Raw genomic sequence first — 13301 nt, 5'->3', positions numbered from 1 at the left:
GGTTTTTTAGCGCGGCTAGCCTAGGCCCTTCGCCGCCGGCACCTCGAAGCCGAACAGCCGCGCCGCGTTCAGCCCCAGCATCTTCGCCCGCGCGGTGTCGGACACGCCGGCCATCGTCCGCTCGATGGCTTCCGCGGAGTGTGGCCACGTCCCCTCGTGATGCGGGTAGTCGTTGCCCCACATGAAGCAGTCCATCAGATTGAGCGGCTCCGCCAGTCGCAAGCCGACCGGATCCTCCTGGAACGACGCGAAGCCGTGCATGCGAAAGTAGTCGCTGGGCAGGTGCTTGAGCTTGGGCCGGACCCAGAAGTGGTGCTTGCGGTACGCCTCATCCATGGCCTCGAGCGCCCACGGCAGCCAGCCGATGCCGGCCTCGATGGTGGCGAAGCGGAGCTTCGGGAAGCGCTCGAGCAGGCCTGAGGCGCAGAAGTTCGCCACCGGCTCCACCGTCGGCGCGAGCGAATGCGACACGTAGTTGATGACCGCGCCCCCGTTGCCGCGTGACGCGCGGGGATCGCGCCCGGTGGAGATGTGGAAGGTGATGGGCAGGCCGGTGTCCTGGATGACCGCCCAGAGGGGATCGAAGGTCGGCAAGTTGTAGTTGGCGTGATCGACGTCGTGCGCGCCCCAGACCGGCTTGCAGGGAAGGGTCAGCGCGCGGAAGCCCACCTTGGCCACACGCTTCACCTCGGCGATCGAGCCCTCGAGGTCCGCGGAGGCGATGGCGGCGACGGGCGAGAGCCGGTCGTTGTAGGGGCCGAAGGTCTCCCACGCCCACTCGTTCCACACCCGGCACTGCGCCTGGGCGAACACCGCGTCCGGCGTGGCCCACATGCTGAGCCCCTTGTTGGGGAAGATCACCTCGGCGTCGATGCCGTCGCGATCGTGATCGCGCAGGCGGTCCCGGGGATCGGCGCCGGCGAGCTGCCTCAGCCGGTCCTCGCCCTCCATCTCGTCGACGCGAAGGCGATCGGGCCGGTGGCCCTCGGACACGCGCCACTTCACCCCGTTCTCGTCCGTGATCACGCGGGGCAGGCGGTCGCGGTACTTCGCGTCGATGCGCTCGGCCCACAGGTTCGCGGGCTCGTTGGCGTGGCAGTCGGCGGACACGATGAAGTACTTGTTGGGATCCTGCGGCCGGGCGGTGCGCGCCCAGCCGGCATGCCCGGGGGATTCGAGCCGCCACAGGTTCGGCGCGTTGATCTCGAGCTGGCTCATGTCATCTCCTCCTACGCGGTCTTCTATCAAATTGCTCGCCTCGGACGGCGGGGCCCCAGCCCCGCGGCGTCCTGCGGCTCGCACACCCACTGCACGAGAGTGAACGGGGTCTTGGCGTCGTCGTGCGCCTCGAACACGGCCTCGACGGGCGCCCCGATGGTCACGACCTGCTGCGGATCGCCGAGCAAATTGCCGAGCATGCGGATGCCGCCGGCGTGCGGCAGCTCCACCAGCACCACGATGTAGGGCCCATGGCCCTTGAGAGCCGGATGCACGGGATGCCACGCGCGCTCCCATGAGTAGATGACGCCGCGGCCGTCCACCCGCGTCCAGCCGACGTCGCTGACGAGACAAGCGTGGCAGATCCACTCGGGTCCCCACTGCCAGGTGCGGCAGCGGTTGCAGCGCTGCACCCAGAGCTCGCTCCGGCGCGTGCCGTCCCAGTAGGGTCGGTCGAGCCCATCGGGCTCGGCCACCGGCGCGGGCAAGCCGGCGGGCAGGTAGTAGCGTCCCGTCGCCGTCGGCGCCATCGTCACAGCGTGGCCTCCCCGCCGAGGATCAAGCTCGATACCGGCGTCACCATGGGTCCCGAGATCACCATCGACACGTCCGCGTCGGGCACCTGGGCAGTCGATTCCCGACGGAGCTGGCGCACCGCCTCGATCACCAGCTCGAAACCGTGCATGTAGCACTCGGCGAGATTGCCGCCGCTGGTGTTGAGCGGCAGCCGCCCGGACGGCGCCAGCAGATTGTCGACCCGCAGAAACTCGTTGGCCTCCTCGGCGGCGAAGAAGCCGTGCTCGACCAGGCTCATGAGCACGCCGCCGGTGAAGTTCTCGTAGCTCTGCACCACGTCCACGTCGGCGGGCGTCACGCCCGCCATGTCGTAGAGGCGCGGCACCACGGTGGTGAAGGACGAGGTGGCGTAGAGCGGGGCGTTGTGGGCGCGGGCGGCGTTCCGGTGCTCGGAGCCCTGCGCCACCCCGAGCAGATAGGCCGGGCGCTTGGGGAGATCGCGGGCGCGATCCGCGGACACCACCACGATGGCGGCGGCCCCGTCGTTCTCCAGGCAGCAGTCGAAGAGCCGGAACGGCTCCACGATCCACCGCGAGGCGTCGTACGCCTCGGCGGTGAGCGGCCGGCCATGCATGACCGCTCTCGGGTTGGCCTGGGCGTGGTGGTAGGAAGCCAGCGCGATCGCCCGCTGCGCCTCATGGCGCACGCCGTGCTCGTGCATGAAGCGCATCACCCGCATGGCGAAGCGCTGGGCGGGGGAGATGAGCCCGTAGGGGAAGGTCATGGCCAGCTCGCCCGCCACCGTGGCCACCGGCGGCGCGGCGCCGAAGCGCTGGAACTGCCCCTGGGCGAGCGCGCGGAACACCACCACGCAGTCGGCCACGCCGCCCGCCACCGCGGCCGCCGCGTTGCCCACCGCGGCGGAGCCGCCGCCCCCGCCGCCGCCCCACTGCATGTTGGAGAAGCGCAGCGCGGGCAGGCCCAGCGCGGCGGCGATGCGCGAGGGATCGTTCCGATCGTTGCTGTAGGAGGAGAAGCCGTCGACCTCACGTGGATCGATGCCAGCGTCGTGGCAGGCTTTGAGGATCGCCTCCAGCGCGAGCTGGAACTCGGACGCGGGCGCCTGGCCATGCTTGTAGTACGTGGTCTCGCCGATGCCCGCGAGGACGACCTTGCCGCGCAGCGTCCGGTCTTTCATGCGCGCGTCATCCGCCCAGGAACTCGCCGACGATGCGCGCCACCGCGCCCGGCTGCTCGACCTGGGGCGCATGCCCCGCGTCGGCCACCGTCTGCAGCCGCGCGCCCGGGATGCGCTGTGTAAATTCGTCGGCGTAAACCGGCGGTAGAATGCGATCGTCCTTGCCCCACACGAGGAGCGTGGGCGCGGTCACTCGGTGGATGCGCTTCTTGAGCCCCTTGTCGGGAATGGGCCAGAGGAACTTGCCCGTCGCGCCCATGGCCCACATGAGCTTCACGCGCGCGGCGGCCGCGGCGTCCGGCGGCTCGGTGGGCCCGATCATCGCCTTCGCCGCCTCGCTGCCGGCATCGCGAAACACCCAGCCCGGCATGTCCGTCGGGTTGACCATCATCCAGTTCTTCACCGGCTCGGCATCTCGCCAGAATCCCAGCGGCGCGATCAAGGCCAAGCGGCGAACGCGGCGCGGGTAGGCCGCGGCCATCTCGCACGCCACCATGCCGCCGAAGGAGTGGCCGGCCATCGCCACCGCGTCCAGCTTGAGCGCGGTCAGGAGCTCCTCGTGGCAGAGGACGAGATCCCAGAGATTGTCGAGGTGATAGATGTCGTCGTGCGCGCTGGGGGACGTCCCCGGATGCTCGGGCGCGTAGACGGTGAAGCGCGTGGCCAACTCCCCCAGGAACGGGTCCCAGGTGAGGCCCCAGGGCCCGTGGTAGTAGACGAGCGGCGGGCCCGCGCCGTCCGAGAGCACGCGCATGCGCACGCGGTTCTGCCAGACGGAGAGCGTCTGCTCGCGGATCATGCCCGGCTCGCCGCGCCCGCGGGCACCGCGGCGGGCACCGCGTCGCGCAGCCCGGCCGGCCACCAGTGATTCACCCAGCCCTCCTCGTTCCAGCAGCCGCGCAATTCGGGCAACACCTTCTTGGCGAACAGGTCCATATTCTCGAGCGTGAGCTCGTGGGGCATGGAGCCGATCTGCAGCAGCACCATGAGATTGCCCACGTTGAGCCCCTTCACCACTTCCTCCTTCAGCCGATCGCGCACGGTGGCCGGGCTGCCCGAGATGACGTAGCCCTTCTCCACGAAGTCGCGATAGCGGAGCGCCTTCGGGTCCACCGCGTAGCGGAGGGGCTTGGCCACCGCGGACACGAGGCTCCGGTAGTCCTGATTGCCCGGCGGCGAGAGGTACTGCGGCGGCCAGTGCAGGCACTTGTGATAGAAGTACTCGACGTGCTTGGCGTACTTCTCCTCGGCCTGGGCGTCGGTCTCGGCCACGGTGACGAGCTGGAGGAAGCCCGCGCGATAGGGATTGGCGTCCTTGCCGCGATCCGTCACGACCTGCCAGTAGCCGTCCATCATCGACTTCGCCGCCTTCGCGCCCGAGTAGGACAGGAAGCAGTAGCAGACGTCATGCTCCACGGCGAAGTCGAACGTGCTGATGCTGCCCGAGCCCGGCACCCATACCGGCGGGTGCGGCTGCTGGATGGGGCGCGGCCAGAGATTCACGTTGGCGAGCTGGAAGTAGCGCCCGTTCCAGGCGAAGATCTCGCGCGACTGCCAGGCCTTCAGCGTGAGCGCGAAGGCCTCGCGGTAGCGCTCGCGGTGCTCCATGGGCGTGATGCCGTAGCAGAAGTTCACGTCCATCGGGCTGCCGAGCGGCAGGCCCGCCACGAGCCGCCCGCCGCTGATGCAGTCGAGCATCGCGTACTCCTCGGCGACGCGGATGGGCGGGTTTGAGGTGGGCAGCGTGGCGCCCATCTGCACGATGGCGACGTTGGACCCGTTCGTGGCCTTCGCCATCACCGCGCCCATGATGTTCGGACTCGGCATGAAGCCGTAGGCGTTCTGGTGATGCTCGTTGGTGCACACGCCGTCGAAGCCGGCGCGCGCGGCGAACAGGAGCTCGTCCAGCGTCCAGTTGTAGTACTGGCCCACTCGCTTCGGCTCGGCCAGCTCGTGCCAGGGCGGCGTCACCCACACGGACTCGTACTTCTGCTCGAAGTCGGCGGGCAGCTCGCGATGGGGCATCAGGTGGAACGCGCTGATCTTCATGTCTCTCTCCTCGAGAAGAGCTGCACGGTGTAGCGATAGCGCTCCGGGTGATAGCGGACGACGTCGGTCTTCACCGGCGTGTCCTCCGCGGTGAAGTAGGTGCGCACGACCTTGAGGAGGGGCGCGCGCGGCTTCATGCCGAGATAGTCGGCCACCGCGCGATCGGCGATGACCGGCTCCACCGTCTGACTGGCGCTGGTGATGCGCCGCCCCAGCTTTTGCTCGATGGCGCGGAGAACGGGCACCCGGGCCTGGAGGTCGGTCGGATCGAACAGGGCGCTGACCGCGCGGGGCAGGTAATACTCCGCATAAGCGAAGGGCTCGCCCGCGGACGCCGCGATGGCCTCGAGCCGCCGCACCGACTCGCCGGCGTCCAGCCGGAGCGCCTGCGCGACCACCGGCGAGGGCCGCACCTCCTCCGTCGAGAGCAGCTTCAGCGAGAGATTGCCGGAGTAGGAGAGGGCGTCGTCGAGCGAGCCGGTCAGGGCGACCGACTTCACGGGGGGCTCCACCACGAAGGTGCGGACGCCGCGCCGGCGCGAGATGAGCCGCTCGTCGGCGAGCGCGTCGAGGGCGCGCCGAACGGTGATCCGGCTCACACCATATTGCTCGCACAGCTCCATCTCGGTGGGGAGGGGAACCGAGGGCCCGAACTCGCCGGCCCGGATCCGCTCCACCAGGTGCTGGTGCAGCTGGAAATAGAGAGAGGGTGGACCAGGCTCGAGCCGGTGGACGGCCATGGTGAGGCTTGTTATAACAAGTGTCCTATGGCCACGCAACGGGGGGGTCGGCGGCCGGCCGGGAAGCCGGCCGGGGCGAGGGTAGGGGCCGATCCCATCGGGCGGCTGCGCGCGATCTGCCTCGCGCTGCCGGACACCAGTGAGAAGGTGGCGTGGGGCGAGCCCACGTGGCGGGTGGGGGGGCGGCTCTTCGCTCAGCTGGACAATCACCACCACGGCGCCGACCATCTCGCGGTGTGGCTGCCCGCGCCGCTGGGCGAGCAGGAGGCGCTGGTGAAGGCCGATCCCGCGCGATTCTTCCGGCCGCCCTACGTGGGCATCCGGGGCTGGGTGGGCGTGCGGATCGATGGACGACCGAGCTGGACGCAGGTGGCGGCGCTGGTGGAGCAGGCCTACCGGCACGTGGCGCCGGCAACCAAGAGGAGAGCGCGTGGCTGATGCGACGGGGGCACGGGACGTGGACGCGGTGATCGTCGGCGCTGGCTTCGCCGGCCTCTACATGCTGCATCGCCTCCGCGGGCTCGGCTTCTCCGCGCAGGTGTTCGAGCGGGGCAAGGGGGTGGGCGGCACCTGGTACTGGAACCGCTACCCCGGCGCGCGCTGCGACGTCGAGAGCATGGACTACTCCTTCTCGTTCTCTCCGGAGCTCGAGCAGGAATGGGAGTGGACGGAGCGCTACGCCTCGCAGCCCGAGATCCTGAAGTACGCCAATCACGTGGCCGACCGCTTCGACCTCAAGCGGGACATCCAATTCGAGACGAACGTGGTCTCGGCCGCCTTCGACGAGGCCGCGCGCCGGTGGACGGTGCGCACCGACCGCGGCGACCTCGTGTCCGCGCGCTTCTGCGTCATGGCCACGGGGTGCCTGTCCGATCTCCAGGTGCCGCCCTTCAAGGGCGTCGAGACGTTCAAGGGCGCGCGCTATCACACCGGGAGCTGGCCCCACGAAGGAGTGGACTTCACCGGACTCCAAGTGGGTATTATTGGCACTGGTTCGTCCGCGATCCAGTCCATCCCCATCATCGCGAAGCAGGCCGCGCATCTCTACGTGTTCCAGCGCACGCCCAACTACTCGGTGCCCGCGCGCAACGTGCCCATGGACCCGGAGTACCAGCGGAGCTGGAAGGCCGAGTATCCCACCCATCGGCAGGCCGCGCGCGAGTCGCGCGTGGGCTTCGTGATCGAGCGGAACGACGTGTCCGCGCTCTCCGTCTCCGCCGAGGAGCGCGAGCGCGAGTACGAGAAGCGCTGGCAGCGCGGCGGGCTCGGCTTCGCCGCGACCTACCTCGACATCCAGATCAGCCAGGAGGCCAACGACACCGCGGCCGCGTTCTTCCGCCAGAAGATCCACGCGATCGTGCGCGATCCCGCGGTGGCCGAGCTGCTCACGCCGAAGACGTACCCCCTCGGCACCAAGCGGCTCTGTGTCGATACGGATTATTACGCCACGTTCAACCGGGACAACGTCACGCTGGTGGACGTGCGCACCGCGCCCATCGAGGAGATCACCCCCGACGGCCTCCGCACCGCGGCGGGCCGCTACACGTTCGACAGCCTGGTCTTCGCCACCGGCTTCGACGCCATGACCGGCGCGCTGCTCCGCATCGACATCCGGGGCCGCGACGGGATCAGCCTCAAGGACAAGTGGTCAGCGGGCCCGCGCACCTATCTGGGCCTGACGGTGGCCGGCTTCCCCAACCTCTTCGCGATCACCGGGCCGGGCAGCCCGTCGGTGCTCAGCAACATGCTCGTGTCCATCGAGCAGCACGTGGACTGGATCGCCGACTGCATGGCCTATCTCCGCGCCCGCGGCCGGGCGACCATCGAGGCCACGCCGGAGTCGGAGGACGCCTGGGTGGACCACGTCAACGCGGTCGGCCACATGACGCTGTATCCCAAGGCCGCCTCCTGGTACACGGGCGCCAACGTGCTCGGCAAGCCGCGCGTCTTCATGCCCTACGTGGGCGGCGTGGGCCTGTATCGCCAGAAGTGCGACGAGGTCGCCGCCAAGGGCTACGAGGGCTTCCGCCTCGGCTAGAGCCGCGTGACGTTCGCGGCCACGCAGATCCAGCGTCCGCCGCGCTTCTGCCACACGTCCGTGTAGCGTCCCGCGCCCGGCTGGCCATCGGCCTTCAGGTACGTCGTCCGCGCATGGATCAATGCGACGTCCCCCAGCACGCGGACCAGCACGTCCTCGATGGCGAGGCTCTTCACGCTGGAGCCGCGGCCGATCTGGGCGAGGAATCCCGCGCGGTCCACCAGCGAGCAGTCGGGATTGCTGTTGACGAAGTCGTCCGAGAGGTTCGCGTCGAACCAGCGCACGTCGGCCTCGCTGACCGAGCGGATGTACTCGTGGTTGAGCGCCTCGAGGGCGGCCTGGTCCGTTGTCGTGGTCGCGGTGGCCATGATCAGCACCTCGTGAAGTGGGCGGAGACGCAGAGCCAGCGCCCGTTCCGCCGCTGCCAGATGTCGGTGTACCGCCCGCGGCCGTGGCTGCCGTCCGGCCGCGTGTCCTCGAAGCTCGCGTGGATGAGCGCGGTGTCGCCGAGGTGCTGGATGCGCACCTCGGGCGCGCGGAGATCCGTCATGGTGTGGGGCTTGGCGAAGCGGGCCAGGAACCCCGCCTTGTCCACGAAGGAGCCGTCCGGGTTGGTGGCGCGATAGTCCTCCGCCAGGTGCTCCGCGTACCAGGCCACGTCGCGCTTCTCGGCGGCGAGGAGATAGCCACGGTTGAGGGTCTCGAGGGTCGCCAGATCGTCCGCCTTGGTTGCCATCGTCGAACCTCCTTGTCTCGGGTATCCTAGTCCCGCCCCTGGCCCTGTGAAAGGGCCAGTTTCGACTGGATGGAAGGGGCCAGATTCGGAACGCTCCGAGGAGGCGAGATGCCATGCTGCTGAACCTGCGCGAGGCGAGCGGGCCGCTCTATCGCCGCGTCTATCACGCGCTGAAGGGGATGATCCGTGCGGGCCGGCTCGGCCCCACCGCGCGGGTCCCGTCGACTCGGGCTCTCGCACGTGATCTGGGAGTGTCGCGCAACACCGTCATGCTGGCCTACGAGCAGCTCGCCGCCGAGGGGTACCTGGTGAGCCGTCACCGTGGCGCCACGTCCGTGGCGCGCGTGCCGGCGCCGCGCCTGGCTCCCGTGTCGGCCCGTCCCGCCGCGGCGCCGCGCCCGGCGGCGGTGTCCGCGTACGCCCGGCGTCTGACCGAGCGGCTTCAGCTCGCGCCGCAGCCGCCGGCCGCGCGCCCGGCGCTGCGCTACGACTTCCGCTACGGCCGGCCCGCGGTGGACGAGTTCCCGCGCGTGATCTGGCGACGTCTTCTCGCCGCGCGGGCCCGCCGCACCTCCTCCGACGCGCTCGGCTACGGCGGCCCCGCGGGCCACCGCCCGCTGCGGGAGGCCCTCAGCGAGTATCTCGGACGCGCCCGCGGCGTGGTGAGCGATCCCGACCGCATCCTCATCGTGAACGGGACGCAGCAGGCGCTGGACCTGATCGCGCGCGTGCTCCTCGGCCCGGGCGACGGCGCGGTCGTGGAGGAGCCACATTACCCCGGCGCCACCATTCCCTTCGAGGCGGTGGGCGCGCGCCTGTTGCGTGTGCCCGTCGATGGTGACGGTCTCGACACGAGCAAACTCCCGCCCGCGGCCCAGCGGCCCCGCCTTGCCTACGTGACGCCGTGCCATCAGTTCCCCAGCGGGGTCATCATGCCGCTGCATCGGCGCCTCGCCCTCCTCCAGTGGGCGGCGCGCGTCGGCGCCTGGGTGGTCGAGGACGACTACGTGAGCGAGTTCCGCTATGAAGGCCACCCGCTGGAGGCGCTCCAGTCCCTCGACCGTGACGAGCGGACCCTCTACCTCGGGTCGTTCTCGAAGACGCTGTTCCCGGCTCTGCGTGTGGGCTATCTCGTGCTGCCGCGCCCGCTCGTGCCCGCCTTCCTCGCCGCGAAGTGGGTGGCCGATCGCTTCTCGGCGCCGCTCTACCAGGAGGCACTGGCCGAGCTGATCACGAGCGGCCGGTACGAGCGCTATCTCCGCCGCGCGGGCGGCCGGAATGCGAGGCGGCGGCGGGCCCTCATCGAGGCGCTGCGCCACCATTTTGGCGACCGCGTGGAGATCGCGGGAGAGAACACCGGCGTGCACCTCGTGGTCTGGCTCAACGGCCTGCGCCCGGCGGAGCTTCCGTCCGCCATCGCGCGCGCCGCGAAGGCGGGCGTGGGCATCTACTCGGTGGCGCCGTCATACGTGGAGCCGCCCCGACGCGCGGGCCTCCTCTTCGGCTACGCGTCCTTGAGCGAGTCCGAGATCGGCGCGGGGATACGCCGCCTGGCCGAGGTCTTCCAGGGGAGCGTGAGAGAATGACGGCCGTGAGATCCGGTCTGCGTCTCGCGCTCCTGAGCGTCGTCATCGCCTTCGGCGCCATCGCGGCGTACGTGATGCTCCTCGGCGTGCCCATCGTGCGCAATCATCCCGAGGGTTACGTGATCGCGTTCGCGCTCGCCACTTTCCTGCCGATCTTCGCCCTCTGGCGTGGCTACCGGCCGCGCTGGCCCTCGTGGGTGGCCCTCTTCATCTCGAGCCTGCTCCTGGTCGCGGGCGCCTGGTTCGACTTCGTCGGCGCGCGGGTACCCGACACGCCGCTCGCGTTCCGCATGGGCGAAGCGGCGCCGGACTTCACGTTGCCTGACGCGGCCGGCCGGCCCGTGACCCTCGCGGACTATCGCGGGAAGAAGCCGGTCATCGTCATCTTCTATCGCGGCTACTGGTGACCCTTCTGCATGGCCGAGCTCCAAGGTCTTGGAGCCCAGCTGTCGGAGGCCGAGCAGGCCGGCGTGGAGATCGTCGCGATTTCGCCCGATTCCAACGAGCGGAGCCAGCAGGTGGCGGAGGGGCTGCACCTCGACTACCGCTTCCTCGCCGACCGTGATCTCGCGGTGGCCCGCCGTTACGGCCTGATCCACTCGGCGGGCGGTCCCAACGGCGAGGACGTGCCGAAGCCCGCCACCATCGTGGTCGATCGCGACGGAACGGTGCGCTGGTTCAAGGTCGCCCACAACTTCCAGGTGCGGCCGGATCCCGGCGACGTCCTGAAGGTGGTGCGCTCGCTCTAGCGCGGCCCGCGACACAGGATCACCCGGTCAGCACGAAGGCGAGTGCCAAACGTGAAGCGAGCGCGGCTGAGCCGACCGCCCCCAGGAATGCCCGCCGAGTGCACGCACCCATGCGTGCCGAGTATACCCGCGTTGACCTCGTGCCGTGGCTCTGGCAGGATCGTCGGGCGAGCCTTCCGGATCCTGACACCGGCGTCGTTCCAGAAGGAGGGGCCCATGAAGCGTGCGCTCTCAACGGCTCTCGCGGCACTCACCCTCGGCGCCCTCATCGGTGGCGCCTCCGCCCAGGGCAAGATGGAGAACACCCCGCCCGAGCGGATCAAGATCTCGGCGGGCAAGGTCGACGGCGCCTTCATCCGGGCCAACGCGCGGACGTCGCGTGACTGGCCCAGCCACGGGCTGGACTACGCGGAGACGCGCTTCAGCCGGCTCACCCAGATCAACGCGGACAACGTCAAGGTGCTGGGCCTCGTGTGGGCGTACGACCTCGAGTCCCGGCGCGGCGTCGAGGCCACCCCCCTGGTGGTCGACGGCGTGATGTACGTGAGCGCCTCCTGGAGCGTCGTCCACGCTATCGACGTGCGCAACGGCAAGCGCCTCTGGACCTACGATCCCGACGTGCCGCGCGAGGCGGGCTACAAGGGCTGCTGCGACGTGGTGAACCGCGGCGTGGCCGTCTACAAGGGCCGCGTCTACGTCGCGACCTACGACGGCCGGCTCGTCGCGCTGGACGCGGTGAGCGGGCAGGTGCTCTGGAGCAAGGACACCATCATCGACCGCGCGCGCTCCTACACCATCACCGGCGCCCCCCGCGTCTACAAGGACAAGGTCATCATCGGCAACGGCGGCGCCGAGTACGGCGTACGCGGCTACGTCACCGCCTACGACGCGGCCACCGGCGCCCAACGCTGGCGCTGGTTCACCGTGCCCGGCGATCCTTCCAAGCCCTTCGAGGACGCGTCGATGGCCAAGGCCGCCAAGACGTGGGACCCGAGCGGGAAGTACTGGGAGGCCGGCGGCGGCGGCACGCCGTGGGACACGATGACGTTCGACCCTGATCTCAACCTCATGTACATCGGCACGGGCAACGGCTCCCCGTGGGCGCGGAGCAAGCGGAGCCCGGCGGGCGGCGACAATCTCTACCTCGGCTCGATCGTCGCGCTCAACCCCGACACCGGGAAGTACGTCTGGCACTATCAGGAGACGCCGGGCGAGAACTGGGACTTCACCTCGACGCAGCCGATGATCCTCGCCGATCTCAAGATCGGCGGCGCGCCGCGCAAGGTCATCCTCCACGCGCCCAAGAACGGCTTCTTCTTCGTGATCGACCGGACCAACGGCAAGTTCATCTCGGCCAAGAACTTCGTGGAGGGCGTGAACTGGGCCACCGGCTACGACAAGGACGGCCGCCCGATGGAGACGCCGGAGGCGCGTCTCGTGGACCGGCCGCGGGAGATCATCCCGAGCCCCTACGGCGCGCACAACTGGCACCCGATGTCGTTCAACCCGATGACCGGGCTCGTGTATCTCCCGGTGCAGAACATCCCGGTCAACCTGATGGACAACAAGAACTGGACGTTCGGCGGCAACACGCCGGGCGAGCCGCACGGCGGCCTCGGCTGGAACCTCGCCATGTACGCCAACGTCGAGCCGCCCAAGAGCAAGCCCTTCGGGCGCCTCGTCGCGTGGGACCCCGTCAATCAGAAGGAAGCGTGGCGCCAGGAGCACGTCTCGCCGTGGAACGGGGGCACGCTCACCACCGCGGGCAATCTCGTGTTCCAGGGCACGGCGGACGGGCGCTTCATCGCCTACAACGCCACCACCGGGGACAAGCTCTGGGAGAGCGCCACCGGCACCGGCGTGGTGGCGGGACCGATCACCTACTTCGTGGACGGCCGGCAGTACGTCTCGGTGGCGGTGGGCTGGGGCGGCGTGTACGGGGTCATGCACCGCGCGACCGAGCGGCGCGGGCCGGGCACCGTCTACACCTTCGCTATCGGCAGCAATGCGCGGCCGCCGGCCTTCGTCGAGTATCAGCAGGGCGCGCTCGTCCAGGGCGTGAAGTACGACCCCGCCCACGTGCAGGAGGGCACGCTGCTCTACGTGAGCAACTGCGTGTTCTGCCACGGCGTCCCCGGTGTGGATCGCGGAGGCAACATCAAGAACCTGGGCTACTCGTCCGCCGACGTGATCAGCAACATGGACAAGTTCGTCTACCGCGGCCCGACCATGGCGGTGGGTATGCCGGACTTCACCGGCAAGATCACGCCGGAGCAGCTGGAGAAGATCAAGGCCTTCATCCAGGGCACCGCGGACGCGATTCGACCCAAGAACTGAGCGACTGTCTCGGGAGTCAAGCGGGTTGCCATGGGCGTCTGTCGCGGAGGATGGCGTTGAGCATGACGAGGAGCTTTCGCATCGCGGCCGTCACCGCGAGCTTGCCGGGCCGGCCGGCGGCGACGAACCGCTGA

14 protein-coding genes are annotated in these 13301 nt (G+C 69.6%); 5 read left to right on the top strand and 9 right to left on the bottom strand.

Annotated features, from left to right (window positions below):
- Positions 1–15: 15 nt before the first annotated feature.
- The 6 genes from VFX14_24750 to VFX14_24725 are packed head-to-tail and all read right to left on the bottom strand — an operon-like array spanning position 16 to position 5721.
- The gene (locus VFX14_24750) at positions 16–1218 is read right to left on the bottom strand and encodes an amidohydrolase family protein (protein ID HEU5192905.1); all 1203 of its coding nucleotides are present in this window, start codon (positions 1216–1218) and stop codon (positions 16–18) included.
- A 26-nt stretch (positions 1219–1244) separates the two neighbouring features.
- The gene (locus VFX14_24745) at positions 1245–1748 is read right to left on the bottom strand and encodes an OB-fold domain-containing protein (GenBank protein ID HEU5192904.1); all 504 of its coding nucleotides are present in this window, start codon (positions 1746–1748) and stop codon (positions 1245–1247) included.
- A 2-nt stretch (positions 1749–1750) separates the two neighbouring features.
- Positions 1751–2932: an acetyl-CoA acetyltransferase gene (locus VFX14_24740; GenBank protein ID HEU5192903.1), complete on the bottom strand. Its 1182-nt coding sequence runs from the start codon at positions 2930–2932 to the stop codon at positions 1751–1753.
- 7 nt (positions 2933–2939) lie between these two features.
- Positions 2940–3731, bottom strand: a complete 792-nt coding sequence (locus VFX14_24735) for an alpha/beta hydrolase (protein HEU5192902.1) — start codon at positions 3729–3731, stop codon at positions 2940–2942.
- Positions 3728–4981, bottom strand: coding sequence for an LLM class flavin-dependent oxidoreductase (locus VFX14_24730; protein ID HEU5192901.1), 1254 nt, complete (start codon positions 4979–4981; stop codon positions 3728–3730). Before VFX14_24730 ends, VFX14_24735 begins: the two co-directional genes overlap by 4 nt.
- On the bottom strand, positions 4978–5721 hold the full coding sequence (locus tag VFX14_24725; GenBank protein HEU5192900.1) for a GntR family transcriptional regulator: 744 nt from the start codon (positions 5719–5721) through the stop codon (positions 4978–4980). The genes VFX14_24730 and VFX14_24725 overlap by 4 nt, the downstream gene beginning before the upstream one ends.
- Before the next feature lie 27 nt (positions 5722–5748).
- Here VFX14_24725 and VFX14_24720 point away from each other — a divergent pair, with 27 nt between their 5' ends.
- Together VFX14_24720 and VFX14_24715 are read left to right on the top strand one after the other, a co-directional pair.
- Complete coding sequence (locus VFX14_24720; GenBank protein ID HEU5192899.1) at positions 5749–6159, top strand: MmcQ/YjbR family DNA-binding protein; 411 nt, start codon at positions 5749–5751, stop codon at positions 6157–6159.
- Positions 6152–7759 (top strand): NAD(P)/FAD-dependent oxidoreductase, encoded by a 1608-nt coding sequence (locus VFX14_24715; GenBank protein ID HEU5192898.1) that lies wholly within the window; start codon positions 6152–6154, stop codon positions 7757–7759. Before VFX14_24720 ends, VFX14_24715 begins: the two co-directional genes overlap by 8 nt.
- Here the strand turns inward: VFX14_24715 and VFX14_24710 are convergent.
- Together VFX14_24710 and VFX14_24705 are read right to left on the bottom strand one after the other, a co-directional pair.
- On the bottom strand, positions 7756–8127 hold the full coding sequence (locus tag VFX14_24710; GenBank protein HEU5192897.1) for a nuclear transport factor 2 family protein: 372 nt from the start codon (positions 8125–8127) through the stop codon (positions 7756–7758). The genes VFX14_24715 and VFX14_24710 overlap by 4 nt on opposite strands.
- A gap of 2 nt (positions 8128–8129) precedes the next feature.
- Positions 8130–8495, bottom strand: coding sequence for a nuclear transport factor 2 family protein (locus tag VFX14_24705; GenBank protein ID HEU5192896.1), 366 nt, complete (start codon positions 8493–8495; stop codon positions 8130–8132).
- A 113-nt stretch (positions 8496–8608) separates the two neighbouring features.
- Between VFX14_24705 and VFX14_24700 the strand changes: the two genes are divergently transcribed.
- The 3 genes from VFX14_24700 to VFX14_24690 all read left to right on the top strand — a co-directional run bounded on the left by VFX14_24700 (position 8609) and on the right by VFX14_24690 (position 13167).
- Entirely contained in the window at positions 8609–10081 is a 1473-nt protein-coding gene (locus VFX14_24700; GenBank protein HEU5192895.1) for a PLP-dependent aminotransferase family protein, read from the top strand.
- Positions 10078–10830 carry a peroxiredoxin gene (locus tag VFX14_24695; GenBank protein HEU5192894.1) on the top strand — a complete coding sequence of 251 codons (753 nt, stop codon included), beginning with the start codon at positions 10078–10080 and terminating at the stop codon, positions 10828–10830. The genes VFX14_24700 and VFX14_24695 overlap by 4 nt, the downstream gene beginning before the upstream one ends.
- Positions 10831–11046: 216 nt before the next feature.
- On the top strand, positions 11047–13167 hold the full coding sequence (locus tag VFX14_24690) for a PQQ-dependent dehydrogenase, methanol/ethanol family (GenBank protein ID HEU5192893.1): 2121 nt from the start codon (positions 11047–11049) through the stop codon (positions 13165–13167).
- Positions 13168–13183: 16 nt separating this feature from the next.
- Here the strand turns inward: VFX14_24690 and VFX14_24685 are convergent.
- On the bottom strand, positions 13184–13301 hold a 118-nt coding region (locus VFX14_24685), incomplete at its 5' end, for an IS110 family transposase (protein HEU5192892.1).

Source organism: Candidatus Methylomirabilota bacterium, assembly GCA_035764725.1.
Classification (GTDB): domain Bacteria; phylum Methylomirabilota; class Methylomirabilia; order Rokubacteriales; family CSP1-6; genus DASRWT01.
This window is presented reverse-complemented; position numbering and strand designations above follow the sequence as displayed.

Bases quoted from the DNA above. Each gene is read 5' to 3' on its own strand.
- VFX14_24740 (HEU5192903.1), bottom strand. From the start codon at position 2,932: ATGAAAGACCGGACGCTGCGCGGCAAGGTCGTCCTCGCGGGCATCGGC.
- VFX14_24745 (HEU5192904.1), bottom strand. From the start codon at position 1,748: ATGGCGCCGACGGCGACGGGACGCTACTACCTGCCCGCCGGCTTGCCC.
- VFX14_24720 (HEU5192899.1), top strand. From the start codon at position 5,749: ATGGCCACGCAACGGGGGGGTCGGCGGCCGGCCGGGAAGCCGGCCGGG.
- VFX14_24705 (HEU5192896.1), bottom strand. From the start codon at position 8,495: ATGGCAACCAAGGCGGACGATCTGGCGACCCTCGAGACCCTCAACCGT.
- VFX14_24710 (HEU5192897.1), bottom strand. From the start codon at position 8,127: ATGGCCACCGCGACCACGACAACGGACCAGGCCGCCCTCGAGGCGCTC.
- VFX14_24725 (HEU5192900.1), bottom strand. From the start codon at position 5,721: ATGGCCGTCCACCGGCTCGAGCCTGGTCCACCCTCTCTCTATTTCCAG.
- VFX14_24700 (HEU5192895.1), top strand. From the start codon at position 8,609: ATGCTGCTGAACCTGCGCGAGGCGAGCGGGCCGCTCTATCGCCGCGTC.
- VFX14_24735 (HEU5192902.1), bottom strand. From the start codon at position 3,731: ATGATCCGCGAGCAGACGCTCTCCGTCTGGCAGAACCGCGTGCGCATG.
- VFX14_24750 (HEU5192905.1), bottom strand. From the start codon at position 1,218: ATGAGCCAGCTCGAGATCAACGCGCCGAACCTGTGGCGGCTCGAATCC.
- VFX14_24730 (HEU5192901.1), bottom strand. From the start codon at position 4,981: ATGAAGATCAGCGCGTTCCACCTGATGCCCCATCGCGAGCTGCCCGCC.
- VFX14_24690 (HEU5192893.1), top strand. From the start codon at position 11,047: ATGAAGCGTGCGCTCTCAACGGCTCTCGCGGCACTCACCCTCGGCGCC.